Source organism: Noviherbaspirillum autotrophicum (assembly GCF_000818395.1).
GTDB lineage: Bacteria > Pseudomonadota > Gammaproteobacteria > Burkholderiales > Burkholderiaceae_D > Noviherbaspirillum > Noviherbaspirillum autotrophicum.
Genome location: NZ_JWJG01000028.1, coordinates 530492 through 555646, shown reverse-complemented (window position 1 = coordinate 555646; position 25155 = coordinate 530492). Strand labels below are relative to the sequence as shown.

Here is a 25155-nt window from a genome sequence, read left to right as displayed (position 1 = left end):
GGCGGCGGGCTATTTTCCTTGCCCGCCCGCCTTGGCTGTGCGGGCGGGCAAGCAAGCGCTCTTAGCGGGTCTCGGTAAACAGTTCGCGCCCGATCAGCATGCGGCGGATTTCGCTGGTGCCCGCGCCGATCTCGTACAGCTTGGCGTCGCGCCACAGGCGGCCGGTCGGGTTTTCATTGATGTAGCCGTTGCCGCCCAGCGTCTGAATCGCTTCGCCCGCCATCCAGGTCGCTTTTTCCGCCGAATACAGGATCGCGCCGGCCGCATCCTTGCGCAGCGCGCGCACTTGCTCCGGGGTCGTCGCCCGGTCGCACGCCTGGCCGACCGCGTAGACATAGGCCTTGCACGCCATCATGGTCGAATACATGTCAGCGATCTTGCCTTGCATGAGCTGGAATTCGCCGATCGGCTGGCCGAACTGCTTGCGTTCATGAATATAGGGGACGACCACATCCATGCAAGCCTGCATGATGCCCAGCGGCCCGCCCGACAGCACGGTGCGCTCGAAATCCAGCCCGGACATCAGTACGTTGACGCCCTTGCCCAAGCCGCCGAGCACGTTTTCGGCCGGCACTTCGCAATCCTGGAACACCAGTTCGCCGGTGTGCGAGCCGCGCATGCCGAGCTTGTCGAGCTTTTGGGCGACCGAAAATCCCTTGAAATTCTTTTCGACCAGGAAGGCAGTCATGCCGCGCGGGCCGGCTTCGATATCATTCTTCGCATACACCACCAGCACGTCGGCATCAGGACCGTTGGTGATCCACATCTTGCTGCCGTTTAAGACCCAGCGGTCACCCTTGAAGTCGGCCCGCAGCTTCATGCTCACCACGTCGGAACCGGCATTCGGCTCGGACATCGCCAGCGCGCCGACATATTCGCCGGAAATCAGCTTGGGCAGGTACTTGGCTTTCTGCTCGGGCGTGCCGTTGCGCTTGATCTGGTTGACGCACAAGTTCGAGTGGGCGCCGTAGGACAGACCGACCGACGCCGATGCGCGCGAGATTTCCTCCATCGCAACGATGTGCGCGAGGTAGCCCATGTCGGTGCCGCCGTATTCCTCGCTGACGGTCACGCCGAGCAAGCCGAGCTCGCCCATCTTGCGCCACAAATCCATCGGGAACTGGTCGCTGCGGTCGATTTCGGCGGCGCGCGGCGCGATTTCGGATTGCGCAAACTGCTGCACGGTCGCGCGCAGTGCTGCGATGTCTTCGCCATGATCAAAGGTCAAGCCGGGCAAATGAAGCATGTCGTCCTCGTATTGTTGGAAGTTGGGCAAATAATACTGCCAATTTACGTTTACGTAAACGTAAAGTAAAACAGCAGCCGATTCACATCAAAAACACCGTCAGGCAGCGTCTTCCAGCTTGCCCGCAGCAGTCTTTTTGCCGGTCGCGGCTTGGGCCTTGTCGGCAGCCAGCAGGCGCAGGCATTCCTCTTCGTGCGCGGCAATCTCGTCGAGCGTGACTTCCAGGTCTTCGCGCTGGCGCTCCAGCGTTTCGCGGTGCTGGGCCAGTACCGCCAGGAAACGCTTTAACTGCGCATCGGTGTCCTTGGGCGACTCGTACATGTCGACCAGTTCCTTGATCTCCGACAGGCTCAGGCCGAGCCGCTTGCCGCGCAGGGTGAGCTTCAGGCGCGTGCGTTCGCGCGCGCTGTAGACCCGGGTGCGCCCGCCCGCCCCCTCGCGCGCCGGGCTCAGCAAGCCCTGGTCTTCGTAGAAGCGGATTGCGCGCGGGGTGATGTCGAATTCGCGCGCCAGTTCGGTAATGGTGTAGGTCGGCATGGGGTCGGCCAGCAGTAAATGGGGTTTGTGTTTAGAATCGGGGGTCCGATTGCAGTTTACGTTAACGTAAAGCGATGCGGTATTGTAGCCTGCTGTCGCGGAATGTGAACATGCACGATTTGCAACGATTTTTCGAGATCTGAATGAATCCGCTGGAATCCCAATTGAATTACCCCTTCGGCGACCTGCTGCCCGCGCCGGGCGCGCTCTCCGAGATCGCGCCGGGCGTGTACTGGCTGCGCATGGGCCTGCCGTTCGCGCTCGACCACATCAACCTGTGGCTGATCGCCGATGAATTCGACGACGGCGACGGCCCGCGGCCGGGCTGGACGGTGGTTGACTGCGGCATCGCCAACGATGCCACGCGCGCGGCCTGGGAGTCGGTCTTCGCCGACGGCCTTGCCGCAAACCCGATCGTGCGCGTGATTGCCACCCACTGCCACCCGGACCACGTCGGACTCGCCGACTGGCTGTGCAGCCGCTGGAACGCGCCGCTGTGGATGACCACCGGCGAATACGGCTTTGCGCGCATGATGTCGGCCTCGCTGCCGGGCGTGGACGGCACCGCGATGCTGCCGCACTTCGAGCGCCACGGCGTGACGGACCCGGCGTTGATCGAGCAGCTGCAGGGCCGCAAGAGCTACTACCCGACGCTGGTGCCGGCCGTGCCCGCGTCCTACCGCCGCATGCAGGATGGCCAGACGTTTCGCATCGGCCGCCACGAGTGGCGCGTCATCACCGGCTTCGGCCATGCGCCGGAACATGCGTCGCTGTATTGCGCGGACCTGAACGTGCTGGTTTCCGGCGACATGGTGCTGCCGCGCATTTCGACCAACGTGTCGGTGTTCGCGGTCGAACCGGAAGCCAATCCGGTGCAGCTCTACCTCGACTCGCTGAAAAAATACGCCGACCTGCCGGCCGATACGCTGGTGCTGCCGTCGCACGGCAAGCCGTTTCGCGGCTTGCATACCCGCATCGGGCAACTCGTCGCGCATCACCGCGAGCGGCTGGCCGAAGTGGTGGAGGCTTGCGCGTCGCCGATGTCGGCAGCCGACATCGTGCCGATCATGTTTCGCCGCGCGCTCGACGCGCACCAGCTCACGTTCGCCATGGGCGAGGCGCTGGCGCATCTGCACAAGCTGTGGTTCGACGGCGTGCTGTACCGCGAAACCGGCGCGGACGGTATCATTCGATTCCGTACTCACCGTTAAGGAAACGCCATGCCCGCCGACACGCCCAGGCCGCCCTATTACGCCGTGATCTTCACCTCGCTGCGCACCAGCGGCGACAACGGCTATGCCGACACCGCGCGCCGCATGGCCGAACTGGCGGCGCAGCAGCCGGGCTTTCTCGGCATGGAATCGGTGCGCGACGGCATCGGCATTACCGTGTCGTACTGGGAATCGGCGGAAGCGATCCGGGCATGGAAAGCGAACGCCGAACATCAATTGGCGCAAGAGCGCGGGCGCAGCGACTGGTACAGCGCCTACAGGATCCGCATCGCCCGGGTCGAGCGCGATTACGGGTTCGGCGAAATCTAATTCCCTTTAGCCCCGTTTTCGGGGCTGTCTTCTTCCTTGCAGCGGCCGCCGCTGCATGCGTTTGCCTTTCCGTCTGGTGCGGTTTTCCTAGAGTATTACTTCGGGTTTACTCCATCTTGCCGCTCGTCACTCACCCGCCGCGCCACAAACTTGATCAATGTTGATGCGGGTCGGCCGATATGTGTTACCTTTGCTTAACACATTCGGTCACAAAAAGTACCATCCATCCAGAGACTGACTGTCAAAGCGTGACATGGAATAGTGCGCGGATAATGAATCCATCTATTGAACGAGAAGGTTTTAGCGAGCGTTTGCAACAAGCCTTGCGCAACGCCGACTATTCCCCGGATAGCCCCACCCAATTGGCGCGGGAATTCAATATACGTTTTGAAGGCCGCCCGATTACTGTGCATGCAGCACGGAAATGGCTGGTCGGCGAAGCCATTCCCACCCAGGAAAAATTGCGCACGCTTGCGCAATGGCTTGGCGTGCCCGCCGAATGGCTGCGTTTCGGCGGCGAAGACGGACAGGCAGCGGGAGCGGAAGGCGCGGCCGGCCCGGCGCGCTTCGAGTCCGCCGATGTCAAGCTCTTGGCCGACCTGCAGCGCCTGGATACGCATCATCAGGCGCTGGCACGCGAATTCATCCGCATGCTGGTGCGCATGAGCCGGCAGAAGTAAGCCTCAGCCTGCTGCCAGTGCGCGCAGGTAGCGCAAGCCGCCGATGGCGCGGCTGCCGTACCACGACATCATTTCCCCATCCAGCAGCAGCACCGGCTTGCCGATCTGCTTTTCCAGCGCATCGGCATGCGCCTCGGTAAACCGGTAGGGTTCGCTCGACAGCAGCACGCCGTCGATGGCGTTCACCAAGGCATCCGACCAGGCGAATTGGGGATACCGGGCAGCGTCCGGCGCCTGCCAGCATTGCCAGCCGATCTCCGCCATCATGCTGGCGATATAGGTGTCGCGCGATACCGTCATCCACGGATCTTTCCAGATGCAATACAACATGGTCTGCAGCCGCCCCTTGGGAGCCGCCACCAGCGCCGCGTACTCGCGCTCGAAGGCATCGCACAGCTGCTGCGCCTGCTGCTCGACGCGGAAGATCGCGCCGAGCAGGCGATACAGCGCCAGGTTGTCGCGCGGCGCCATCGGATGCGTGACGATCACGTGCGGAACGAATTGCGCCAGCGCCTCGACGACCGGCTTTTCATTCTCATCGATGTTGACCAGCAGGTGGGTGGGCGCGAGCCGGCGGATCTTGTCGAGGTTGACATCCTTGGTGCCGCCCACTTTCGGAATGGCCGCCACCACCTCCTGCGGATGGATGCAAAAGCCGGTGCGGCCGACGATGCAATGCGCCAGGCCAAGGTCGCACAGCAGCTCGGTCAGCGACGGCACCAGCGACACGATGCGCGGCGTGGCCTGCAGCGCGACCGGATGATGTTCGCGGCCGAGGGCGTCGACCAGTTTCATAGATCGCGCTTCTTGTGCGGCGCCTTCGCAAACGCGAAGTCATACGCGCAATTGGGCAACAGCCGCAACGCCTTGGCCACCACGCCCATCTGCCACGGAATCACCCGGTAACTGCTGCCGGCATCGATGGCGGCAATCGCCTGCGCCGCAAATTTTTCAACCGGCATCAGAAACGGCATCGGATAGGCGTTTTCCCGCGTCATCGGCGTGTCGATGTAGCCGGGCGCGATCGTGACCACCTTGATGCCGGCAGCTTTCAGTTCCACCCGCAGCGATTCGCAATAACTGATGACCGCCGCCTTCGATGCGCTGTAGGCTTCGGCGCCGGGCAGGCCGCGAATGCCGGCCACGCTGGCGATGCCGACCAGCCGGCAGGCGCGGCTGCCGGCCTGCGCCTGCTTTTTCATCGCCGCGACAAACGGCGCAAAGGTCGCCACCGTGGCGGTGACGTTGGTGGCGACGATGCGTTCGAACGCCGCCAGGTCTTCCGCATGCTCGGTGAGCGTCCCGCGCGAAATGCCGGCGTTGGCGATCACCACATCGGCGCCGTCGTTGGCGGCGATGAAATCGGCTGCCGCCGCCGCCAGCGCCGTGTGGTCGGTGACATCGAGCGCATAGGTGCGATGGCGCTGCGGGTGCGGCAGGCTGGCCTTGAGCTGTTCCAGCAAGGCCTGCCGACGCGCGACCAAGCCGAGCACCGCGCCTTGTGCCGCATAGCGCTGCGCCAGCGCGGCGCCGATGCCGCTGGAGGCGCCGGTAATGAATACGCGTTTCATACTTTCCCGATCAAACGAAGTTCCAGTGCAGCCAGGCTGCGCGGCAAGTGTAGCCGAAAAAAAAGTCCGCCCTCTTGCGAGTGGCGGACTTGCGATGCCTGGCGCCGTGTTACTTGCTCTTGGCGGGCGCTGCTTTCGCGGCCGGGGCTGCGTGCGGCGCCTTTTCCTTGGCCACCTTCGCCACCAGCCAATCCATCACCTGCAGCGTGCCGGCGGCCAGCGCCGGCTCGGACACGTTGCCCAGGGAAGCCGACACGATCGACGGCGAGGTCAGGAAGCGGCCATCGATGGCCATCGTCGGCACGCCGTCGATTTCATAGGCCTGCTGCAGCTGCGCGGCGCGGCGCACCTTGCTCTGGATGCCGAACGAGTTGTACACGTCGAGGAACTTCTGCTTGTCGATGCCCTGCTTGGCGATGTAGTCGACGATTGCCGCGTCGGTGTTGAGCGGCAGGCGCTGCACGTGGATCGCATTGAAGATGCGCTTCTGCATTTCCTCCGCCTTGCCCATCGCTTCCAGCGCGTAGTACAGCTTCTGCTCCGGCACCATCGAATCGCGGAAGGCGACCGGCACGCGCTTGAACGCGATATTGTCGCCCTGCTTCTTGACCCAAGCTTCGAGGTCCGGCTCGAAGGCAAAGCAGTGCGGGCAGGAATACCAGAAGAATTCGGTGACTTCGACTTTTTTGCCGGATTCGGTCTGCTGCGGCTTGTTCAGGGTGCGGTAATCGACGCCGTTCTGCGGATTGGCGGGCGCCGCGCTTGCGGTAATGGCAACCAGACCGAGGGAAAGTGCAGCCAGTGCATGTTTCAGAAAACGCATAGTGTTCCTTTGATTGGTTAGTTCTTCGCGATGCGCACCACCGCCGCATCGACACCATTGTCAGTCAACTTGCCGCGTACCTTGTTCATGGCATCGATCTGCCCGTACGGACCGACCCGCACCCGGTACAGCACGCCGTTCTCGGACGGGCGTTCCGACACGCGCGCCTCGACGCCCATCAGCGCCAGCTTGCCGCGCAGCGCTTCCGCCTCGGACTGATCGCGGAACGCGCCCGCCTGCAGATAATAGTTCCACTTGTCGTCGCTCTTGGCGGCGGCTTCCTTGACGGTGGCATCGGTGGCCTTGGCATCCGCCTTGACGTCAGCCTTGGCGTCGGCAGGCTTGCCTTCCGGCTTTTTCAACTTGTCCACCAGGGTGGCCAGATCGACCACGGGCGCCTTGTTGTCCTTGCCGTCGGCCTTGGCATCAGCCGGCTGGGCGGTAGCAGTTACCTGGACAACTTCCGCCGGCTCCTTGACGAATTCCTTGGCCGCCGCCTTGGCCGCCGCCTTGGCCGCCGCCTTGTTGCCGTACAGCGGCTTGTTCAGGTCGGAAATTTGGGCCGGCGACGAATCCGCTTTGTTTTGCCGGCCCACCTTGTCGACGAACGGCATCGGTGTCTTGTTGATCGTCATGGCTACCGCCAAGGCGATGCCCAAGCCGATAACTAAACCGATGATGATGCCGAGGATGGTCCCGCCTTGCTGCCGTTTCAGATTTTGCAGATTTTGCATACTTTCCTACATTCTTGACGGTGCCGATACGCCGATCAGCGCCAAACCGTTACGCAATACCTGGCGTGTCGCACACAATAACGCCAGACGCGCCATTTTGGTGGACGCATCGTCGACCAAAACCCGTTCGGCGTTGTAATAGCTGTGCAGCTCGCCGGCCAGGTCGCGCAGATAGAACGCTACCTGATGCGGACCGAGTTCGTCGAGTGCTTTCTGCAGCATTTCCGGATATTCGGCCAGCTTGGCCAACAGCGCGGCTTCGCGCGGCGAAGTCAGTGGTGACAAGTCGACATGATTCACCGTGTTTTCGTCTCCGCCCCATTGCGCCAGCACCGAGCAGATGCGCGCATGGGCGTACTGCACGTAATACACCGGGTTCTCGTCGGATTGCGACAAGGCCAGATCGACATCGAACGTGAATTCGGTGTCGGCCTTGCGCGAAATGAGGAAGAAGCGCACGGCGTCGCGCCCGCGCGTGATGTCGCGCTCGCCGCTTTCATTCTTGGCGTCCCCCGCCGACCATTCGATCAAGTCGCGCACGGTGACATACGAGCCGGCACGCTTGGAAATCTTCACTTCCTCGCCGTTCTTCATCACGGTCACCATCTTGTGCAACACGTAGTCGGGGAAGCCTTGCGGGATGCCCACGCCGACTGCCTGCAGGCCGGCGCGCACGCGCGCAATCGTGCCGTGGTGGTCGCTGCCCTGCACGTTGATCGCCTTGGCAAAGCCGCGCTGCCACTTGGTGATGTGGTAGGCGACGTCCGGCACGAAATAGGTGTAGGAGCCGTCGGACTTCTTCATCACGCGGTCCTTGTCGTCGCCGTACTCGGTGGTCTTCAGCCACAGCGCGCCGTCCAGCTCGTAGGTCTTGCCGGCTTTGACCAATGCCTGCACCGCCGCTTCCACCTTGCCGTCGTGATACAGCGAGGATTCGAGGTAGTAGTTGTCGAACTTAACGCCAAACGCCTGCAAATCGAGGTCCTGCTCGTGGCGCAGGTAGGCAACCGCGAACATGCGGATCGATTCGAGGTCGTTGGGGTCGCCGCTGGCGGTGACCGGCGCGCCGTCACTGGCGGATACGGTTTTCTTCGCCAGGAAGTCGGCGGCGATGTCGGCGATGTAGTCGCCGTTGTAGGCCGACTCCGGCCAGTGCTCGTCGCCCGGCTTCAAGCCGCGCGCGCGCGCCTGCACCGAGTACGCCAGATTGCCGATCTGGGCGCCGGCATCGTTGTAATAGAACTCGCGCGTGACGTCGTAGCCTTGCACTTCCAGCAACGACGACAGCGCGTCGCCCAATGCGCCTTGGCGGCCATGGCCGACGTGCAAGGGTCCGGTCGGGTTGGCCGACACGAATTCGACCATCACTTTCTTGCCGGCGCCGGCCGTGCCTTGGCCGAAACGCGCGCCTTCGGACAGGATCGCCTGCACCACTGCCTGCTTGGCGGCAGCGGCGACGCGCAGATTGATGAAGCCGGGGCCGGCGATGTCAGCCGTGTCGATCAGCGCCCCCTTGTTGGCGAGGATCGAGGCGACGATCGCCTGCGCCAGTTCGCGCGGATTCTTTTTCAGCGGCTTGGCCAGCTGCATGGCGATGTTGCAGGCGATGTCGCCGTGCGACGGATCGCGCGGGCGCTCCAGCACGACGTTCGGTATCAAATCAGTGCCGGCGACGATGGGCGCGAGTGCGGCCTGGAACAGGTCGATAATCTGTTGTTTTTGTGAAGCGAGCATGGAATGAAAAGGGGCAACCGAGCGGCTGCCCAATGTGAAGTTGGAGGATGGGGAGAATTATACCGGCTTCACCCGCCCAGCCTATCCCGGCAATAGCTGCCGATGAAGCGCTCCATCTGGAACGCGTCCGCCTGCCATGGCGAAGGTGTCAACTTTTGCGGCAGCAGGTAGAGATAGGTTTGCGCTTCCAACGTGGCGGCGGCGTCGGGCGCAACGCGCACAGTAATGCGCCGGTAATCCTCCCCCTCGAACGCATCGAGCCCCGCCAGGTCGCGCTCGTCGACGTCCCGATACAACACGCCGTCCACCGCTGCACCGGCCTGCGCCACCATGCCAGGGTACGTTTCGCCTGCAATGGCAAAGCGTGCAAAACCGGCGAGGCGGGCCGGCTGCGCCCGATACTGCCCGCGCACCACGCGCTGCCAGACGGGCGCGAACATCAGCGAGCCATAGGTGAAGACGTGGCAAGGCATCGTCCGTCCCCTTACTGGGTGGCACCGGCCTGGTATTCGGGCGGCATGTCCGCCACCACCCTGTCGCGCCCGCCCTGCTTGGCGCGATACAGGGCTGCATCGGCCTTGTCCAGCAGGGTCGACGCCTGTTCATCGTCGACCGGCTGCACGGCGTACACGCCGAAGCTGGCGGTGACGATCGGCGCTGCCGTCGATGCTGCGTGCGGCAGATTCAGTTCGCGCACGGCAAGCCGCATGCGTTCGGCCAGGGCCGCCGCTTCCCCGGCGCCGGTGGCCGGCAGCAGCGCCACGAATTCCTCGCCACCGAAGCGAGCCACCAAGTCGGACGAGCGCTTGAGCACCGACGCCAGCCTACCGGCGATGCCGCGCAGGCAGGCGTCGCCGGCGGGGTGTCCGTAATGGTCGTTGTACGCCTTGAAGCAATCGACGTCGATCAGGATCAGCGCCAGGAACTGGCCCTCGCGCTTGGCGCGCGCCCATTCCAGGTCGAGGCGGCGGTCGAACTCGCGCCGGTTTGCCACCTGCGTCAGCGCGTCTTCCGACGACAGTTTGCCGAGCAATTCGACTGCATGGCTGAGTTCGGCGTTGCGCGCCCGTTCACGCGAACGCGCCAGGTAGGCGCGGCGCTGGTCCTGGTCGGTCCGGAAATTGGCGATCAGGCTGATCACGACCAGGGCAAAAGAGAACAAGCCGTTGTTCAGCCGGACTTCCGGTGGCAGCTTGTGCTGCACGCACAAAAACACGGCATACGCGCCCATCAGGATGACGGAACTGACCACCGCGTCGCGAAAGCGCAGGTTCAGCACGATATTGCCGAACAGGATGACCAGCGTGATGCCGGTTTCATAGTAAGCGGCATTCGGATGGTGGCTCAGGCTGAAGATCCACGGCAGGCTGGCGCCGGTGATTACCACGACGGATGACAGCAGGATTTCGCGCAACAGCGGTTTCTTGACGTGGGCGATGCCAAAGGTTGCCAGCAGCAGCAGAGGGATCACGAGCAAGAAGCGGATGGCCAGGGCTTGCTGGTATACATCGGGCACCATCACGCGGTCGGTGACGGCGAACGCGGCATACAGCACCACCGCAACCAGCCCGGTGCGGCGCACGCGCAAGTCGCGCAGGCGATCCATCTCCGCCTGGAATGCTTGCTCCATCGCCGCCGGGAATTTCTTCCGCCGGGTCCAGAAGCTTTGCTCCAGCTCCGGATGGAGCATGGCTGTTTCATCTGCCGAAGGGCGCTCGCTGGACATAGTGGGTTTCAGGCGTGTTCAAAGACCGGTTGCCGGCATGAGTGGCTGTGCCAAAGGCAGCTCGCTTTGAATTTCATTCTACAAATAATTTCCAAATCGCAACTCCAGCTTAGCGCCGCGATGCCAGGCTGTCCAGTCATCCCGCAAACCGCATCGGCATGCCAGCTGCCCCATCGACGGCGCTATTCGCCACTGCCTCATCGCTCTCCGTACCCACCGCTTTTCCGTTCGGACAGCGGCCTGGGGAGCGGGTTCATGGTGCGCCGCCAGCCGGGGAAAAGCATAGGCCAGCTTCTTAAATTCGGGAATTTTTCTCACGCTTCATCGCAGAATTGATAAATGGTAAAAAAACAAAATCACGTTCCCGCCTTTTATTTACTCGAAGTGTGGCGCCACATTGGTGAAGGAGCACGTAGCCAGGCCTGCAGCGCCCCCGGTTTTCCCGCAAGGCGATTCTTGTAAAAATTGATTTACCGCAGGGAAACATAAAATAAACGCTTCTACCATCCATTAAGAATGTAGCCGTCTTTGCGGCGTCGGTCGTGCTTGCCGGGTGGGCAAGCCGCAAATGCTGCGGCTTGCGCTGCCGGCCGGCGCAGTGCGCGATGCCATTCCCACTTCTGCCGAACTGATGGAGAGCGAGCCCCGCATGCTGCCTGCCTATATTTCGCATAGCGACTGCGTGCGACACGAGATGGGTGAACACCACCCGGAATGCCCGGAACGCATCGGCGCCATCAGCGACCATTTGCTGATCAAGGGGCTGCTCGACTACATGCGGCCATATGACGCGCCGCTGGCGTCCGAAGAGCAGCTCGCGCGCGCCCATTCACTGTCCTACGTGCGCGAGATCGCGAATATGGCACCGGGCGAAGGCTATGCGCAGGTCGATCCCGACACCTGGATGAACAGCTACACCTATCTGGCCGCCCTGCGCGCGGCCGGCGCGGCGGTGCTGGCCACCGACCTGGTGGTGCAGCGCAAGGCGACGGTCGCCTTCTGCAACGTGCGCCCGCCGGGACATCACGCGGAACGCAACGCGGCCGGCGGTTTTTGCTTCTTCAATAACGTGGCGGTCGGCATCCGCCATGCGCTCGATGTGCACGGACTGGAGCGCGTGGCACTGGTCGATTTCGACGTCCATCACGGCAACGGCAGCGAAGATATCCTGTACGATGACGTGCGCGTGCTGATGTGCTCGACCTTCGAAAAGAATCTGTATCCGTATCGCGGCTCCGTTCCACGCGGGCCCAACATGATCAATGTCGGTCTGGCGCCGCATTCCGGCGGCGAGGCATTTCGCGCCGGAGTCACGGAGCACTGGCTGCCCGCGCTTGACATGTTCCGCCCGCAGATGATCTTCATCTCGGCCGGGTTCGACGGCCACCGCGAAGACGACATGGGCAACCTGGGCCTTGTCGAAGCCGATTACGAATGGGTGACGCGGCAGATCATGCAGGTGGCGCAGCGCCATGCGCAAGGACGCGTCGTATCCTGCCTGGAAGGCGGCTATGTCATGTCTCCGCTGGCGCGCAGCGTCGCCGCGCACGTCAAGGTATTGATCGGCGCCGACTGACGCCGGCAGAATTTATAAGCGGGCAACAGACCCGTGATAAGAACGCTATCCGGTTGGCGGAGGCAAACATATGGCCTGCTACTTGCATGACATACGCCCGAAAACAATATAACGATTGACGATTAGCCAACATGGACAAGCACTATCTGACTCCTCTTTTCTCCCCCCGCTCGATTGTCGTGTTCGCCGGCAATCCGGAAGCGCCGGACACCCAGAGCCCTCAAGCGCGCCTGGTGGTTGAGCAATTGCGCGACGGCGGCTTCGCCGGCCCGGTCACCTATCTCGACATCGGCATGACCGGCACCTTGAGCGAACTGGCGCAATCGCGCTCGGACCTTGCCATCATCGCTTTGCCCAGCGAGCAGCTGGTCGCGGCGCTGGAAGTGGCTGGCCGCATCCAGAGCAAGGCCGCGCTGATCATCTCCAACGGCGTGGACTCGGCCCTGGGCACCGAACTGCACACGATCGCGCGCCGCCACGGCATCTACCTGCTCGGCCCCAACAGCGCCGGCTTCCAGCGTCCGCGCCAGCACCTCAACGCCAGCGTGCTCGGGCCGATGGCACAGGAAGGCTCGCTTGCGCTGGTGTCGCAGTCGGGCGCGCTGACCGCGTCCATCCTCGACTGGGCGGTCAAGAACAAGGTCGGCTTCTCGCACGTCGTGTCGCTCGGCCCCAATACCGCCGTCGACATCGCGCAGGTGCTCGATTTCCTGGCCGACGACCGCGGCACGCAAAGCATCGTGGTCTACCTGGAAGGCATCCGCAATGCGCGCCGCTTCATGAGCGCGCTGCGCGCCGCCGCCAACGCCAAGCCGGTAATCGTGCTCAAGGCCGGCCGCAAGCCGGCCGGCTCGAAAGCCGCACTCACCCACTCCGGCACCATCGTCGGCAGCGACGACGTGTTCGACGCGGCGCTGCAGCGCGCCGGCGCGGTGCGGGTGCGCTCCTTCGTGCAGCTTTTTTCGGCGGCAAAATGCCTGGCTTCGCGCTTTCTGCCGGTCGGCAAGCGCCTGGCGATCATCACCAACGGCGGCGGCCCGGGCGTACTTGCCGCGGACTGGGCCGATGCGCTCGGACTGGAACTGGCGACGCTGTCGCCGGAAGGCTGCGCCGAGCTCAAGCCGCAATTGTCACCGCTGGCCAGCCTGTCGGCGCTGATCGACCTGGCCGAAGATGCCGAAGCCGGCCACTACCGTGCGGCCATCAACGCCTGCGCCGCCAGCAAGAATGTGGACGGCATCCTGGTGATCCTGTCTCCCAAGCCGGGAATCGATTCCTCCGCGGTCGCGCAGGCGCTGGCCGAAGTGCATCCGAACGTGGGCAAGCCGCTGATCACCTGCTGGATGGGCGACAATCAAGTCGCCGCCGCACGCGTCATTCTGAACAACGCTGCGATTCCCACCTTCCGCACGCCGGAGGCGGCCGTCGGCGCCTTCTTCAACATCGCGTCGTTCCACCAGAACCAGCAACTGCTGCACCAAACCCCGCCCCCGCTGTCGCAACTGGCCAAGCCGGACCTGGAGGGGGCGCGCATCCTGATCGAGAGCGTACTGACCGAACGCCGCAAGGTGCTCACCGAAATGGAGTCGAAGGCGCTGCTGTCGGCCTTCCATATCCCGGTGACGAAGACCATTCTGGCGCGCTCGGCCAACGAGGCGATGCTGGTGGCCAATCAGCTCGGCTATCCGGTGGCGCTGAAGATCGATTCGCCCGACATCTCGCACAAGTCGGACGTGCACGGCGTGGTGCTGAACCTGCAGAACGGTGCGGCGGTGCGCGACGCCTGGCAGGACATGATGGCCACCGTCGCACGCCTGCGCCCCGAGGCGCGCATCAACGGCGTGACGGTGCAGAACATGTCGGGCAAGACCAACGGACGTGAACTGTTCATCGGCGTGTCCACCGACCAGCCGTTCGGCCCTGTGATTTCGTTCGGCGCCGGCGGCACCATGATCGAGCTGATCGCCGACCGCGCCATCGAACTGCCGCCGCTCAACCAGTTCCTCGCGCAGCGCTTAATCGACCGCGCACGCTGCGCCGAGACGCTTGACGCCTGGCGCGGCGCGCCGCCGGCGGATCGCGAGGCGATCGAGCAGATCCTCTTGCGCGTGTCGGAAATGGTGTGCGCGCTGCCGCAGCTGCGCGAGATGGATATCAACCCGGTCATCGTCGACGCCAACGGCGCCCTGGCGGTGGACGCGCGCATTGTGATCGACCATGCGGCGGGCGGCGCCGACAACTACCACCACCTCGCAATCCTGCCCTATCCGGCGGACTATGCGCAGGAATGGCCGCTGCGCGGCGGCGGCCATTACAACGTGCGTCCGATCCGCCCCGACGACGCGCAAATGCTGCAGGATTTCGTGCGCGCCATGTCGCCGCAAAGCCGCTACTTCCGCTTCGTGTCGTCGATGCGGGAACTGTCGGTGAAGATGCTGGCGCGCTTCACGCTGATCGACTACGACCGCGAAATGGCGCTGGTGGCCGTGCACCGCCACCGCGTGCCGAACGAGGACGGCGGCTTCACCGAAACCGAGCGCATCATCGGCGTGTCGCGCTACGTAACCAATCCGGACTTGAGCACCTGCGAGTTTTCGCTGGCGATCGCCGACGATTTCAGCGGCCAGGGCATGGGCTCGCGCCTGATGCTGTCAATCATGGATGTGGCCCGCAGCAAGGGCCTGGCGCATATCGAAGGGCTGGTGCTCACCAATAACACCACCATGCTCAAGCTGATGAAGAGCCTCGATTTCGAGATCAAGCGCTACGAGGACGATCCAGACTTCAGGTTGTGCGTGCGGGCACTGTAAAAACGCGCGGCCAGGGCATCATGCCCTGGCACTGCCGGATTATTTGTTCACGTAGCTCACCAGCGACCTGGTCGACGACACTCGATAGTGCCCGGCAGGCGGCACCGGATAGCTAAAGGTCATCGTTTCCTTCACAGTCAGCCCCAGCACGGGGTCGATCCAGATGGCCTCGTTGACGGCGTACTTGGTGCTTTCACCGGGAGCAGGCGGGATGGTTTCGATGCTGACCGTGGCCGTTTCCTTGACGGCGTTATAGGTGACCCCGTTCACCTCGACCGGCTCGGCGCCGGCGACGGCTGCCTTCTCTTCCGTCTTGTACGCATACCCGTTGGAACAGCTGTCCGTGTAGTTGTTGTCGACCGTCTGGCCCGTTCTGAGGACGTCGGGAAAATGGTTGAGCGCCACATTGGGACTACACGTCACGCCCGATGGGTAAGAGGTGACGGAACGAATTCCATTGGCATCGTAGCGCAGGCTTTGCAGCAGGACGTTGTTGGCGTCGAGCGTCTGCCTTTCCCCAGAGTTGTCCGCGTTCAGCGCGGTCTGCACCGTTTTTCTCGTATACGTCAGCGTTGCGTTGTCGTTATATTTTTCGACAATTTCGTACACGCGCTCATCGCCCTGCCTGGTCGTGCGCGCCACAAATTCGGCACGGGCCGCCATCGTGTCGGCTGGCGTATCGCCGCCTCCACCGCATGCGGCCAGTGTCGCGGCAAGCAGGCAAGCACTCACCGGCATTCTTTTCTCCATGAAACGCCCCTCCCAAGGCTGATGTCAATGTGCAGTCCATGAAATTAATCGAATGATAACAATCGATGAATGACATGGCACAGACATCTGCCGGTTCGGTCCGGGAAGGCATGAAAAAGAGCGCGGCGGGGAGCGCGGATTACGGCGCCTGCAGTTCCTCGTACAGCGCGAGATATTCCTGGCTCAGCTTGTGGCGCGCGTCGAGGTGAATCATCGGCAAGCCGCGCTCGTGCGATTCGCGGATCTTGACCGAGCTGGAGATCTTGCTGTCGAAGACCGGCAATCCTTCTGCCTTCAGCGCGTCGACCAGCCGCTGTGGCAGGCTGGCGCGCGCGACGAACTGGTTGACCACGATGCCTTCGACTTCCAGCTTCGGATTGTGATCCGACTTGATCTCCTGCACGTTCTGCATCAGCGTGTAGAGCGCCTGGCGCGAGAAGTCGTCGCAGTCGAACGGGATCAGGCAGCTGTCGGCCGCAATCAGCGCCGACTGGGTGAAGATGTTGTAGGCCGGCGGCGTGTCCAGATAGATCTCGTCGTATTCCTTGGCCAGTTCGTTGAGCATGTCGCGCAGCTTGTAAATCTTGTGGCGCGACTCCAGCTTGGATTGCAGCTCGCCGATGGCCGGGTGCGAGGGAATGAGCGCCAAATTGTCGAAATCCGTGGCATGCACGAAGGCAGCAGCCGGTTTCGGATAAAAGATGAAGTTGAGTGTCTGCTCGAAGTAGTCGGCCAGGGTCGGACTGGCATCCTTGGTCGCGTCGCCCAGCAGATAGCGGCTGGAGTTGCATTGCGGATCGAGGTCGATGAGCAGCGTCTTCTTGCCGTGCTGCGCGGCGATCGCAGCCAGGTTCACCGCAATCGTCGATTTCCCGACTCCGCCCTTTTGATTGAAAATCACGCGCTTCATGCGGCATTCCCCTGATGGTTGAAACTGCGCAGATTCTAGCATTTGCTGCGGCGCAACAACAGAATTTTGCGGCAATCGTCGCACCGTTTTGACAGGCCGGGAGAGCGTTTTCTGAACGACAAGGATGTTGGCGGACGCCAGCCTGCACAGAAATTTGCCGCATTACGGCATGGCATCGGGTGAGGGAGTTGCTGACATGTATGTCGATGTTTTCGATCACTGTGCCACCGCTTCGCGCCGCGAAAGCGGTATTTCGCTTCCTCGATCCAACGCTTCGTCGCATTGCGTTTCCGCCGCTGCACGCAGGCGCTTATGCTGCGGCATATCGTTGAACAGGGAGAACCGGCATGGAAAATCCACAAACGCGGCGCAGCAAAGGCTTGCTCGGGCCGCTCATCCTGATCGTGGTCGGCATTGTTTTATTGCTGGAAAGAAGCGGTGTGCTTGATCGCCACACGCTCTGGCAATGGATCCCTCTGCTCCCGCTTGTTCTCGGCGGCGCCTTGCTCGTGAAACGGCTCAGGCACGACGCCCGGTGAGACCAGCTTGGGCCTCAAGAGGCAGGGAAAATGCCGAACTCGCTACAGTGCAAACCCTCTAACCAGCGAGCTGCCAATGCAGTGACAGCGATGCGGTTTCGCGCATCGATTCGACGCCGCGCCACTGCGGGCCATGCATGCAAGCGGTTGGGACGGCGACGCGGTGCGAGCCCAGGGCCTGCACCGATCCTTTTGATGTCAGCCAAGGAGTTTGCAATGACCCAAACCACGCCGAACAGGATCAGAGTCCAGTCCGCCGAGCGCCATATGAATCAAAAGAAATCCGGCGACCAGCACCTGCTGCCCGAGGATGAACCGATGGAGGATCCGCACCGGCCGCATCGCTTGAACCGGGAAGACATGCAGAAGTTGAGGCCGTCCGAGCAGGAACCGGACGAAAGCTGAAACAAGCGCACCCTGCGCAGCGCGCGTCTGGCAACGGACGCGCGCTTTTTTTTGATGCCCGTAAGCTCGTTGCCCTCGCATGCCGTTTTTGCAAGCTTGATTCAAATCAAGGATTTCATACCCCCTGACTCGCAGAATTCCCCTGCATTTCATGGGGTTTCTACGGTTCAATATTAATTTGAAGAAAGATCATCATGCAAAAACTATTCAACGCCCTTCTGCTCAGTCTCGGTGTTCTGGTTCTCGGCAGCGCTGGCGCAGCCGACAAAACCAAACAGGAAGAAGCAGTCGCGCTGGTCAAGAAAGCGGCGGCTTACCTGAATGCCAACGGCAAGGAAAAAGCGCTGGCCGAGTTCAGTAATCCCAAAGGGCAGTTCGTCGAGCGCGACTTGTATGTATTCGTAAACGATTTAAATGGCAACACGATGGCACATGGCGGCAATCCGAAACTGATCGGCAAGAATGTCATCGAGCTCAAGGACGCCGACGGCAAGCTGTTCATCAAGGAAATGAGCGAACTGGCCAAAACCAAGGGCAAGGGCTGGGTCGATTACAAGTGGCCAAATCCGGTGACCAAGGCCATCGAGGAAAAAACGACGTACATCGAACGCGTCGGCGATGTCATGATCGGCTGCGGCATCTACAAGTAAGCACGCCAGCGACGCAAATCCCCCGGGCGCGCAGCGGGCAACGGCTGCGCGCCTTTTTTATCTGCGGTCCGATGGGCACATGCATTTTCCCTTAAAATAGAACGACTGTTCTTTTTTGGCGCCCCATGATCTCTTCCGACCATCCCTTCGACCAGGCCATCCTGCTTGTCCCTGCCGAGAGCGGCACCTACTCCGGCCACACCTCCGAGCATTACTGGAATGCGATTTCCCCATTTGGCGGCACGACGGTGGCCACGCTGCTGCAGGCGATGCTTCAGCATCCACACCGCCTGGGCGATCCGCTTTCGATGACGGTCAATTTCGCCGGGCCGATCCGGCAAGGCGAATTTACGGTGCAAGCGACGGTGGCGCGCTCGGGCCGCTCGACCCAGCACTGGCAAATGGAAATCCGCCAAGCCGGCGACGAGCAGCCGGTCGTCACCGGCACCGCCGTGTTCGCCGTGCGCCGCGACACCTGGTCGGATACCGAAGCGACATTGCCCGACGCCGCGCCGCCGACCGCGCTTGCCCGGTACGAGCCGCCGACCAAGGTGCCGTTCCTGCAGATGTACGACATGCGCTATGCCGACTGCGACCCGCTCGCCGGTGGGGCTGACAGCACGACGCAATGCTGGATCAGCGACGTGCCGCCGCGCCGGCTCGATTTCCCCTCCATCGCCGCTTACTGCGATTCCTTCGTACCGCGCCTGTTCGTGCGCAAAGGCGGCGCACGCCCCATTTCGACCGTCACCCTGAGCATCAACTTCCATGTCGACAGCGCAGCGCTGGCGCAGCAACACGGCCGGCACGCATTCGGCAAGGCCCGGGCCAATGCCTTCAACGGCGGCTATTACGATCAGGAAGGTCAGCTCTGGGCGGAAGACGGCACGCTGTTGGCGACCACGCACCAGCTGGTGTGGTTCCGGGAATAGCGCGAGATCGATGGCGGATTCAGTGCAGCCGGTGCTTGAGCGTTGAAATCGCATGATGCGCCTGCTGCACCGCGCCGTAGACTTGCTTGTCGATGTGCCCGGCCTGTTCGCACGCCTGCCATGCGCGTTCTCCCAGCTTGCCCAGGCGGTCGACGCACTGCACGATGCGGTTGTCGTTATTCTCTTGCTCCAGGATTTGCGCCGCCTGGCCCGATTCGCGATCCAGCTCGCTCATGCGATCGCGCACACTATCGGGCACGTCGCTCGTGATCTGGCACAGTTGCGCCGCATGATCGATCGATCGTTTCACACTGGAGAAAAACTCTTTCACCTGGCTCGGTTGCATATGGCCTCCTTGGCGGTTGAGCATGCAGGACATGATTGAGCGACGAGGCGTGGCGATAGTTCCTGCCTTCATGCGCGGCATACAGGAGGCGGTGCAGAAAGGAAATGCCGGCAGTGCTCCCCAGGGAGCAAAGAGAAATCCGCAATAGCTATTATGGGTTAAGGAAATTTCGCACAGACATAATTAAGATTTCCAGACACGGTTTTCCGACATCCTCGGCAGGAGGTGCATATGCAGCATTACTACGTCGACAAGAAGGAAACATCAAACGGCGACCACGAAGTCCATGTCCCGCGGTGCGAGTATCTGCCCGAGGCCAATGACAGAATTTATCTGGGAGCCTTCAGCAATTGCGGCGACGCGGTGCGCCAGGCGAAATCCCATTACGGACGATCGACTGGATGCCGCTGGTGCTGCGGCGAAGGCCGCCCGGGATAAGGCGTGCAGCGCTGGCGTTAGAGCAGGTCGCGCAGCCGGTAATACAGTACGCCGAGCGCGATTGCCGGCGTGCGTATCCATGCGCCGCGCGGGAATGGCGCGTGCCGGATGCGGGTGAGCAAGTCGAAGCGTTCAGCTTGCCCGGCCAGCGCTTCGGCCACCAGCTTGCCCGCCATGCCCGCCAGCGCCAAGCCGTGCCCGGAAAATCCTTGCAAGTAATAGATATTGTTGCCGATGCGCCCGAAGTCCGGCGCGTGGTTGATCGTCACATCGACGAATCCGCCCCAGGCATACGGCACGGACAAGTCGGCCAGTTGCGGAAATACAGCCAGCATGCGCTGGCGCACATGCTCGACCAGGTCGGGCGGCGTGGCGCCGCTGAATGCGTCGGCGCCGCCAAACAGCAGGCGGTGATCGGCGGAGAGGCGAAAATAGTCGAGCACGAAATTGGTGTCGCTGACCGCCGCGCGATGCCGGATCAGGCTATCGGCGCGCTGCTTTAACATCGGTTCGGTGGCGATGAGGTAGGTGCCGACCGGGATGATGCGGCGCATGAGTTCCGGCGCGATCACACCGCCGAACTGGTCGAGATAGACGTTACCGGCCAGGACCACGAATCGGCAAGCCACTTCGCCTTGCGCCGTTTTCAACAGCGGCTGGTCGCCGCGCAGGACGTCGATGACGGCGGACTCCTCGAAAATGCGTACGCCGGCGTCGCGCGCGGCAGCGGCCAGGCCGATGCAGTATTTCAAGGGGTGCAGGTGGCCGGATTGCGGATCGAATGCGCCGGCGTGGAACTGTTCGCTCGCGACCCAGTTGCGCACGTCGGCCGCCCCCACCCACCGCATCGCATAGCCGTAGGCGCGTTCCAGGTGATGGACCCACGCGTCGAGCGCGCGCGCTTTTCTGGGCGTGACGGCGAGGTAGATATAGCCGGGCGTGTAATCGCAAGCGATCGCATGGGCGGCGATGCGCGCTTGCAGCAATTGCAACGCTTCCACCGAAATGTCCCAGGCATGGCGCGCATCGTCGGGCGGCAGTTGCCGTTCCATCGCGCTCTGGCCGGCGTAGCCGACGATCACCTGCCCGCCGTTTCTGCCGGAGGCACCCCAGCCGATACGCTTGGCGTCCAGCAGCGCGACGGCATAACCGCGCGCGGCCAGCTCCAGCGCCGCCGACAAGCCGGCGTAGCCGCCGCCGACCACACCGACGTCTGCCGTGACGCGCCCTTGCAGTGCAGCGGCCACGGGCGGGCGCACCACGCTCGCTTCGTAGTACGAGTTGTCGTTGAGCGTGGCTTCTTTTTTCAGCAACACATCTACGCCACACGAATATTCTTGAACTGCCAGGGATCGGCGCGGTCGAGGTCTTCGCCGAACAGCCATTCCCGGTCATCGAGCGGCGTCCAGTCGCCGTATACGCCCACCACTTCGCCCAGATAGGGCCGCGCGATCTGCATGATGGCCTCGTGATCGAGGTCATCCGGCTCGACGATGCCGGCATGCGGGTTGTGCAATGCCCAGACCACGCCCGCCAGCACGCCGGCGGCCACCTGCAGGCTGGTCGCGTTGTTGAAGGGCGCCAGTTCGCGCGCCTGCGCAATCGTCAGGTGCGAGCCATACCAGAATACGCCCTTTGGATTGCCCATGAGCAGAACGCCGAGCTCGTCCGCGCCCGCCACGATATCGTCGCGGATGATGCGGCGCTGCGCCTGCGCGCGCCAGTTGCGTCCCGCCAGCTCGTGCAGCGACAGCACGGCATCGTCACAGGGATGGTAGGCGTAATGCACGGTCGGCCGATACACCACCTCGCCGTCGCGGCGCAGCGTCAAGTGGTCGGCGATCGAGATCGATTCGCTGTGCGTGATCATGAAGCCGTGGTAAGGGCCTTCCCGCGGCGTCCAGCTGCGCACGCGGGTGGCGGCGCCCGGCCGGTTGAGATAGATCGCCGAGCCGCAGCCATCGATGTGGCGCGCGCCGTCGTGCGGCCAGTGGCGCTCGTGGGTGCCCCAGCCGAGCTCGGCCGGCTGCAGTCCTTCGGCGATGAAGCCGTCGACCGACCAGGTATTGACGAACTCGTCGCGCCGCTTGCGCCGCGCGGCGACCTGCGTGTCGCGCTCGGCGATATGGATGGCCTTGATGCCCAGGCGCCAGGCGAGTTCGGCCCAGCCGGCGTGGCTGCGCGGGCTGTCCATCTGCGCGCCGGTATCGGCGGCGATTTTCAGCAGCGCCTGCTTGACGAAGATCGACGCCAGCCCGGGATTGGCGCCCAGCGTCAGGATGGCGGTCGGGCCTTGCTGCCGGGTGCGCAGCGCCAGCGCTTCTTCGCGCAGCGCGTAGTTGGAACGCTGCGCGGCGGCTTGCGACGCGTCGACGTAGCCGCCGGCCCACGGCTCGATGCAGGTATCGAGGTACAGCGCGCCGCAACGCTGGCAGTATTCGATCAGGGCGCGGCTCGATACGTCGACCGACAGGTTGAGCAGGAAATCGCCCTCGCCCAGCAGCGGCGCGAGCAGCGCGCGATAATTTTCCCGGGTCAGCGGCTGCGCGCGCAGCGCGACATGATATTCGCGCGCGATGCGCTCGCCCTGCTCCGTGGCGGAAAGAATGGTGATCTGTTGCGGAGCGATGTCGAGATGGCGCAGCAGCAACGGCAAGATGGCCTGACCGATGCTGCCGAATCCCACCATGACCAGCCGGGCATGAAAATGCGCGTGTGTGATGTGCGGTCTCATCTCGTCCCGGGTTCTTGTTCTGGCAAGCAGCAGCGAACCGGCCAGCGCGCATGGCGCGACCGTGCCGTTGCGGCATGACGTTCAAGTTGGACATAGCAACGGCGATGCGGTTGCATGATTGCTCAACCACACCGCATTTCGGCCAGCGTGCCGGGCAATAACGACGGGGCGGGAAGCGAACTAGCCGAAACGGGTGTCGGCGACGAACGGGTTGCTGGCGCGCTCTTCGCCAAAGGTGGACATCGGGCCATGCCCGGGCACGAAGCTGACATCGTCGCCGAGCGGCCACAGTTTTTCGCGGATGGAATGGATCAGCGTGTCGTAGTCGCCACGCGGGAAATCGGTGCGGCCGATCGAGCCGCGGAACAGCACGTCCCCCACCAGCGCCAAGCGCACGCCGCGATGGAAAAAGACGACGTGGCCGGGCGTGTGGCCGGGGCAATGGATCACTTCCAGCGTCTGGCTGCCGAACGACACGGTGTCGCCGTCGTTCAGCCAGCGGTCCGGCTCGAACGGCTCGGCTGGCGGAAAGCCGGAGCGCCTGGTCGCCGCGCCGAGCTGGTCGAGCCAGAACTGGTCGTCGCGATGCGGGCCTTCGATCGGCACACCGAATTCTTGCCGGACGATATCAGCGGCCGCGCAATGGTCGAGATGCGCGTGCGTCAAAAACACCTTTTCCAGCGTCACGTCCAGCTGCTCGAGCGCAGCCCGCAGGCGCGGCACTTCGCCGCCCGGATCGACCAGCGCGGCGCGGCGCGTCGTTTCACAGACCAGGATGCTGCAATTCTGCTGATAGGGAGTGACCGGAACGATCGCGCATTTCATGGCGGGCAGGCAAAGTGGGATTGAGGCCGTGAGTATGCCATGCGGTGCCCCTCTTGTTACAAGTGCTTGCCCTTGAAACATTTCCTCATCACACGAACTCCGCATACGGCCTTACCCTGTTGTCATACCGTATGTCCGGCGTTTGTTCGTAGTTGAGAAAAATGAAGTTACTGCTGCAAGGATTTTCCACCGTGGCACGCCATGCCTCCTTATCCCTCCTGTTCTTCGGCGTCTTCACCGCCGCCGCGCCTGCCGCGCAGGCTGCGCACTGCGCAAATTGCGGCACGGTGATTTCCGCCCATACGTACCAAAAACCGGCCGCCCACGGCAGCGGCGTGGGCATGGTGGGCGGCGCGGTGGTCGGCGGCTTGCTCGGCAACCAAATCGGCGGCGGCAATGGCCGCACGCTGGCAACCGTTGCCGGCGCCGTCGGCGGCGGTTACGCCGGCAACGCGATTGAAAAGCGCGCCCACTCGACTACCGTCACGCAGGTGCGGGTACGCATGAGCAATGGCGCGGTGCGCACGTTCACCGAACGCGGCGCCAGCCGCTGGGTGGCTGGTGAACGCGTGCGCGTGCGCAACGGCGCCCTCGCCGCACACGCCTGATCCCTTCCGGGACGAGGCCGGCATCGCGGACCGTCAGGCGGCCCTTGCATGAAACACAACAAAATAGTGCCGTCCTCAATTTTTCCTGAAAGCGCCCGATAACCTATGCAAGAGAGCGCGCTGCATGGCGGCGGATTCCGCTTGAAGGAGAAAAGATGAGTGCAGTATTCAATAATCATGCCCCGTTGCCTGCCGTACAGCGCAGCCCGATGCCGCCCGCGCCCTCTTTCAGCGCCTGGCTGCAGGGGCTTTCTGCCGCCACGCCGCTGGCCGGCAGCCTGCGCCAGATACTGGACGACTTCCTGCGCGACGTGCCTAGTGCCGGCGTACCGGTGCTGCAGTCGCGCGTCGACATGCTGCTGGCGCACGCCGAGGTACGGGCTGCGCAAAGCCGCATTCAGGAACTCGAAGCCGAACTGGCGCGCATGCGCGAACTGGTGTGCGAGGATCAGTTGACCGGCAGCCTCAACCGGCGCGGCCTAGCGGCCGTGCTCGAACGCGAACTGGCGCGTGCCGCGCGGAGCGGCGCGCCGCTGTGCGTGGTGCTGCTCGATCTGGACGATTTCAAGAAACTCAACGACACCCACGGCCACTGCGCCGGCGACGCAGCCTTAATCCACCTGGTGCGCGTGGCGAAAGCCGCGCTGCGCAAGACCGATGTGGTCGGGCGCTTCGGCGGCGAGGAATTCATGATCGTGCTGCCCGACACCCCGCTCGCCGATGCGATGCTGACAATGACGCGCGTGCAAAGCGCATTGCGCCTTCAGCAATTCATGCATGGCGGTACAGGCGTGCCGGTCGCCTTCAGCGCCGGCGTAGCGCTGTGCCGGGCGGACGAAGATCAGGCTACAGTTGTCGCGCGCGCCGACGCAGCCCTGTATCGGGCCAAGCGTGCCGGCAAAAACCGCGTCGTCTGCGCCGTGTAAGGCATCGCGCCAAATCAACGTTTTTGCCACAGGTACGGCGCGCCGCCTGTGTACAAGTTTCTTTCCTTCCCGCCTGCTGTTTAAAATAGCAGCCTCGATGGTCTCTGAGCTTGG

The 25155-nt window shown here is 63.0% G+C and carries 27 protein-coding genes; 12 read left to right on the top strand and 15 right to left on the bottom strand.

Annotated elements, in window-relative coordinates:
* Positions 1-61: 61 nt before the first annotated feature.
* Complete coding sequence (locus TSA66_RS03800) at positions 62-1246, bottom strand: isovaleryl-CoA dehydrogenase (protein ID WP_040042166.1); 1185 nt, start codon at positions 1244-1246, stop codon at positions 62-64.
* Positions 1247-1345: 99 nt separating this feature from the next.
* Positions 1346-1783, bottom strand: a complete 438-nt coding sequence (locus TSA66_RS03795) for a MerR family transcriptional regulator (protein WP_040039046.1) — start codon at positions 1781-1783, stop codon at positions 1346-1348.
* A gap of 143 nt (positions 1784-1926) precedes the next feature.
* Between TSA66_RS03795 and TSA66_RS03790 the strand changes: the two genes are divergently transcribed.
* From TSA66_RS03790 to TSA66_RS03780, 3 genes are all read left to right on the top strand, one after another.
* Complete coding sequence (locus tag TSA66_RS03790; RefSeq protein WP_040039045.1) at positions 1927-2994, top strand: MBL fold metallo-hydrolase; 1068 nt, start codon at positions 1927-1929, stop codon at positions 2992-2994.
* Positions 2995-3003: 9 nt separating this feature from the next.
* Positions 3004-3324: an antibiotic biosynthesis monooxygenase family protein gene (locus tag TSA66_RS03785; RefSeq protein WP_040039044.1), complete on the top strand. Its 321-nt coding sequence runs from the start codon at positions 3004-3006 to the stop codon at positions 3322-3324.
* A 272-nt stretch (positions 3325-3596) separates the two neighbouring features.
* Entirely contained in the window at positions 3597-4004 is a 408-nt protein-coding gene (locus TSA66_RS03780) for a hypothetical protein (protein WP_040039043.1), read from the top strand.
* Positions 4005-4007: 3 nt separating this feature from the next.
* Here the strand turns inward: TSA66_RS03780 and TSA66_RS03775 are convergent, their stop codons facing one another.
* The 7 genes from TSA66_RS03775 to TSA66_RS25345 all read right to left on the bottom strand — a co-directional run bounded on the left by TSA66_RS03775 (position 4008) and on the right by TSA66_RS25345 (position 10556).
* Positions 4008-4799, bottom strand: a complete 792-nt coding sequence (locus TSA66_RS03775) for a helical backbone metal receptor (protein WP_040039042.1) — start codon at positions 4797-4799, stop codon at positions 4008-4010.
* Positions 4796-5575, bottom strand: coding sequence for an SDR family oxidoreductase (locus TSA66_RS03770; protein ID WP_040039041.1), 780 nt, complete (start codon positions 5573-5575; stop codon positions 4796-4798). The genes TSA66_RS03775 and TSA66_RS03770 overlap by 4 nt, the downstream gene beginning before the upstream one ends.
* 109 nt (positions 5576-5684) lie before the next feature.
* A complete protein-coding gene (locus TSA66_RS03765) occupies positions 5685-6398 on the bottom strand; it encodes a thiol:disulfide interchange protein DsbA/DsbL (protein ID WP_040039040.1) in 714 nt (237 codons plus the stop codon).
* A gap of 17 nt (positions 6399-6415) precedes the next feature.
* Positions 6416-7132: an SPOR domain-containing protein gene (locus tag TSA66_RS03760; protein WP_040039039.1), complete on the bottom strand. Its 717-nt coding sequence runs from the start codon at positions 7130-7132 to the stop codon at positions 6416-6418.
* 6 nt (positions 7133-7138) lie between these two features.
* A complete protein-coding gene (argS, locus tag TSA66_RS03755) occupies positions 7139-8866 on the bottom strand; it encodes an arginine--tRNA ligase (protein WP_040039038.1) in 1728 nt (575 codons plus the stop codon).
* A gap of 68 nt (positions 8867-8934) precedes the next feature.
* Positions 8935-9339, bottom strand: a complete 405-nt coding sequence (locus TSA66_RS03750; RefSeq protein WP_040039037.1) for a gamma-glutamylcyclotransferase family protein — start codon at positions 9337-9339, stop codon at positions 8935-8937.
* A gap of 11 nt (positions 9340-9350) precedes the next feature.
* Positions 9351-10556, bottom strand: coding sequence for a GGDEF domain-containing protein (locus TSA66_RS25345; protein ID WP_157691594.1), 1206 nt, complete (start codon positions 10554-10556; stop codon positions 9351-9353).
* 685 nt (positions 10557-11241) lie between these two features.
* On the opposite strand from TSA66_RS25345, the gene TSA66_RS03740 reads away from it, so the two are divergent.
* Positions 11242-12168 carry a histone deacetylase family protein gene (locus TSA66_RS03740; protein ID WP_040042164.1) on the top strand — a complete coding sequence of 309 codons (927 nt, stop codon included), beginning with the start codon at positions 11242-11244 and terminating at the stop codon, positions 12166-12168.
* Positions 12169-12299: 131 nt separating this feature from the next.
* On the top strand, positions 12300-14978 hold the full coding sequence (locus TSA66_RS03735) for a bifunctional acetate--CoA ligase family protein/GNAT family N-acetyltransferase (RefSeq protein ID WP_040039036.1): 2679 nt from the start codon (positions 12300-12302) through the stop codon (positions 14976-14978).
* Positions 14979-15017: 39 nt separating this feature from the next.
* Here the strand turns inward: TSA66_RS03735 and TSA66_RS03730 are convergent, their stop codons facing one another.
* Together TSA66_RS03730 and TSA66_RS03725 are read right to left on the bottom strand one after the other, a co-directional pair.
* Positions 15018-15728, bottom strand: a complete 711-nt coding sequence (locus TSA66_RS03730) for a hypothetical protein (protein ID WP_157691593.1) — start codon at positions 15726-15728, stop codon at positions 15018-15020.
* Between the two features lie 139 nt (positions 15729-15867).
* Positions 15868-16638 (bottom strand): ParA family protein, encoded by a 771-nt coding sequence (locus tag TSA66_RS03725; RefSeq protein ID WP_040039034.1) that lies wholly within the window; start codon positions 16636-16638, stop codon positions 15868-15870.
* A 347-nt stretch (positions 16639-16985) separates the two neighbouring features.
* On the opposite strand from TSA66_RS03725, the gene TSA66_RS03720 reads away from it, so the two are divergent.
* The 4 genes from TSA66_RS03720 to TSA66_RS03705 all read left to right on the top strand — a co-directional run bounded on the left by TSA66_RS03720 (position 16986) and on the right by TSA66_RS03705 (position 19164).
* The gene (locus TSA66_RS03720; protein ID WP_040039033.1) at positions 16986-17177 is read left to right on the top strand and encodes a LiaI-LiaF-like domain-containing protein; all 192 of its coding nucleotides are present in this window, start codon (positions 16986-16988) and stop codon (positions 17175-17177) included.
* A gap of 216 nt (positions 17178-17393) precedes the next feature.
* Positions 17394-17582: a hypothetical protein gene (locus tag TSA66_RS03715; RefSeq protein ID WP_157691592.1), complete on the top strand. Its 189-nt coding sequence runs from the start codon at positions 17394-17396 to the stop codon at positions 17580-17582.
* A 194-nt stretch (positions 17583-17776) separates the two neighbouring features.
* Positions 17777-18232, top strand: coding sequence for a cache domain-containing protein (locus TSA66_RS03710; RefSeq protein WP_040039031.1), 456 nt, complete (start codon positions 17777-17779; stop codon positions 18230-18232).
* Positions 18233-18357: 125 nt separating this feature from the next.
* Complete coding sequence (locus tag TSA66_RS03705) at positions 18358-19164, top strand: acyl-CoA thioesterase (protein WP_040039030.1); 807 nt, start codon at positions 18358-18360, stop codon at positions 19162-19164.
* A gap of 19 nt (positions 19165-19183) precedes the next feature.
* On the opposite strand, the gene TSA66_RS03700 is transcribed toward TSA66_RS03705, so the two are convergent.
* The gene (locus tag TSA66_RS03700; RefSeq protein WP_040039029.1) at positions 19184-19510 is read right to left on the bottom strand and encodes a hypothetical protein; all 327 of its coding nucleotides are present in this window, start codon (positions 19508-19510) and stop codon (positions 19184-19186) included.
* A gap of 231 nt (positions 19511-19741) precedes the next feature.
* Between TSA66_RS03700 and TSA66_RS03695 the strand changes: the two genes are divergently transcribed.
* Positions 19742-19948 carry a hypothetical protein gene (locus TSA66_RS03695; protein ID WP_040039028.1) on the top strand — a complete coding sequence of 69 codons (207 nt, stop codon included), beginning with the start codon at positions 19742-19744 and terminating at the stop codon, positions 19946-19948.
* Between the two features lie 17 nt (positions 19949-19965).
* Here the strand turns inward: TSA66_RS03695 and TSA66_RS03690 are convergent, their stop codons facing one another.
* From TSA66_RS03690 to TSA66_RS03680, 3 genes are all read right to left on the bottom strand, one after another.
* Positions 19966-21264 (bottom strand): NAD(P)/FAD-dependent oxidoreductase, encoded by a 1299-nt coding sequence (locus TSA66_RS03690; protein ID WP_040039027.1) that lies wholly within the window; start codon positions 21262-21264, stop codon positions 19966-19968.
* A gap of 2 nt (positions 21265-21266) precedes the next feature.
* Positions 21267-22682 (bottom strand): homospermidine synthase, encoded by a 1416-nt coding sequence (locus tag TSA66_RS03685; RefSeq protein ID WP_040039026.1) that lies wholly within the window; start codon positions 22680-22682, stop codon positions 21267-21269.
* 180 nt (positions 22683-22862) lie between these two features.
* Positions 22863-23507: an MBL fold metallo-hydrolase gene (locus TSA66_RS03680; protein ID WP_040039025.1), complete on the bottom strand. Its 645-nt coding sequence runs from the start codon at positions 23505-23507 to the stop codon at positions 22863-22865.
* A 161-nt stretch (positions 23508-23668) separates the two neighbouring features.
* Between TSA66_RS03680 and TSA66_RS03675 the strand changes: the two genes are divergently transcribed.
* Both TSA66_RS03675 and TSA66_RS03670 read left to right on the top strand, forming a co-directional pair.
* Positions 23669-24115, top strand: a complete 447-nt coding sequence (locus tag TSA66_RS03675; RefSeq protein ID WP_052452088.1) for a glycine zipper 2TM domain-containing protein — start codon at positions 23669-23671, stop codon at positions 24113-24115.
* Between the two features lie 155 nt (positions 24116-24270).
* Complete coding sequence (locus tag TSA66_RS03670) at positions 24271-25041, top strand: GGDEF domain-containing protein (protein WP_052452087.1); 771 nt, start codon at positions 24271-24273, stop codon at positions 25039-25041.
* The last annotated feature ends 114 nt before the right edge of the window (positions 25042-25155 follow it).

Coding starts and splice junctions, on each gene's coding strand:
- TSA66_RS03780 (WP_040039043.1), top strand. CDS start 3,597: ATGAATCCATCTATTGAACGAGAAGGTTTTAGCGAGCGTTTGCAACAA.
- TSA66_RS03715 (WP_157691592.1), top strand. CDS start 17,394: ATGACCCAAACCACGCCGAACAGGATCAGAGTCCAGTCCGCCGAGCGC.
- TSA66_RS03735 (WP_040039036.1), top strand. CDS start 12,300: ATGGACAAGCACTATCTGACTCCTCTTTTCTCCCCCCGCTCGATTGTC.
- TSA66_RS03770 (WP_040039041.1), bottom strand. CDS start 5,575: ATGAAACGCGTATTCATTACCGGCGCCTCCAGCGGCATCGGCGCCGCG.
- TSA66_RS03720 (WP_040039033.1), top strand. CDS start 16,986: ATGGAAAATCCACAAACGCGGCGCAGCAAAGGCTTGCTCGGGCCGCTC.
- TSA66_RS03795 (WP_040039046.1), bottom strand. CDS start 1,783: ATGCCGACCTACACCATTACCGAACTGGCGCGCGAATTCGACATCACC.
- TSA66_RS03760 (WP_040039039.1), bottom strand. CDS start 7,132: ATGCAAAATCTGCAAAATCTGAAACGGCAGCAAGGCGGGACCATCCTC.
- TSA66_RS03765 (WP_040039040.1), bottom strand. CDS start 6,398: ATGCGTTTTCTGAAACATGCACTGGCTGCACTTTCCCTCGGTCTGGTT.
- TSA66_RS03695 (WP_040039028.1), top strand. CDS start 19,742: ATGCAGCATTACTACGTCGACAAGAAGGAAACATCAAACGGCGACCAC.
- TSA66_RS03800 (WP_040042166.1), bottom strand. CDS start 1,246: ATGCTTCATTTGCCCGGCTTGACCTTTGATCATGGCGAAGACATCGCA.
- TSA66_RS03750 (WP_040039037.1), bottom strand. CDS start 9,339: ATGCCTTGCCACGTCTTCACCTATGGCTCGCTGATGTTCGCGCCCGTC.
- TSA66_RS03775 (WP_040039042.1), bottom strand. CDS start 4,799: ATGAAACTGGTCGACGCCCTCGGCCGCGAACATCATCCGGTCGCGCTG.
- TSA66_RS03680 (WP_040039025.1), bottom strand. CDS start 23,507: ATGAAATGCGCGATCGTTCCGGTCACTCCCTATCAGCAGAATTGCAGC.
- TSA66_RS03700 (WP_040039029.1), bottom strand. CDS start 19,510: ATGCAACCGAGCCAGGTGAAAGAGTTTTTCTCCAGTGTGAAACGATCG.
- TSA66_RS03705 (WP_040039030.1), top strand. CDS start 18,358: ATGATCTCTTCCGACCATCCCTTCGACCAGGCCATCCTGCTTGTCCCT.
- TSA66_RS25345 (WP_157691594.1), bottom strand. CDS start 10,556: ATGCTCCATCCGGAGCTGGAGCAAAGCTTCTGGACCCGGCGGAAGAAA.
- TSA66_RS03710 (WP_040039031.1), top strand. CDS start 17,777: ATGCAAAAACTATTCAACGCCCTTCTGCTCAGTCTCGGTGTTCTGGTT.
- TSA66_RS03740 (WP_040042164.1), top strand. CDS start 11,242: ATGCTGCCTGCCTATATTTCGCATAGCGACTGCGTGCGACACGAGATG.
- TSA66_RS03730 (WP_157691593.1), bottom strand. CDS start 15,728: ATGGAGAAAAGAATGCCGGTGAGTGCTTGCCTGCTTGCCGCGACACTG.
- TSA66_RS03675 (WP_052452088.1), top strand. CDS start 23,669: ATGAAGTTACTGCTGCAAGGATTTTCCACCGTGGCACGCCATGCCTCC.
- TSA66_RS03785 (WP_040039044.1), top strand. CDS start 3,004: ATGCCCGCCGACACGCCCAGGCCGCCCTATTACGCCGTGATCTTCACC.
- TSA66_RS03685 (WP_040039026.1), bottom strand. CDS start 22,682: ATGAGACCGCACATCACACACGCGCATTTTCATGCCCGGCTGGTCATG.
- argS (WP_040039038.1), bottom strand. CDS start 8,866: ATGCTCGCTTCACAAAAACAACAGATTATCGACCTGTTCCAGGCCGCA.
- TSA66_RS03725 (WP_040039034.1), bottom strand. CDS start 16,638: ATGAAGCGCGTGATTTTCAATCAAAAGGGCGGAGTCGGGAAATCGACG.
- TSA66_RS03670 (WP_052452087.1), top strand. CDS start 24,271: ATGAGTGCAGTATTCAATAATCATGCCCCGTTGCCTGCCGTACAGCGC.
- TSA66_RS03790 (WP_040039045.1), top strand. CDS start 1,927: ATGAATCCGCTGGAATCCCAATTGAATTACCCCTTCGGCGACCTGCTG.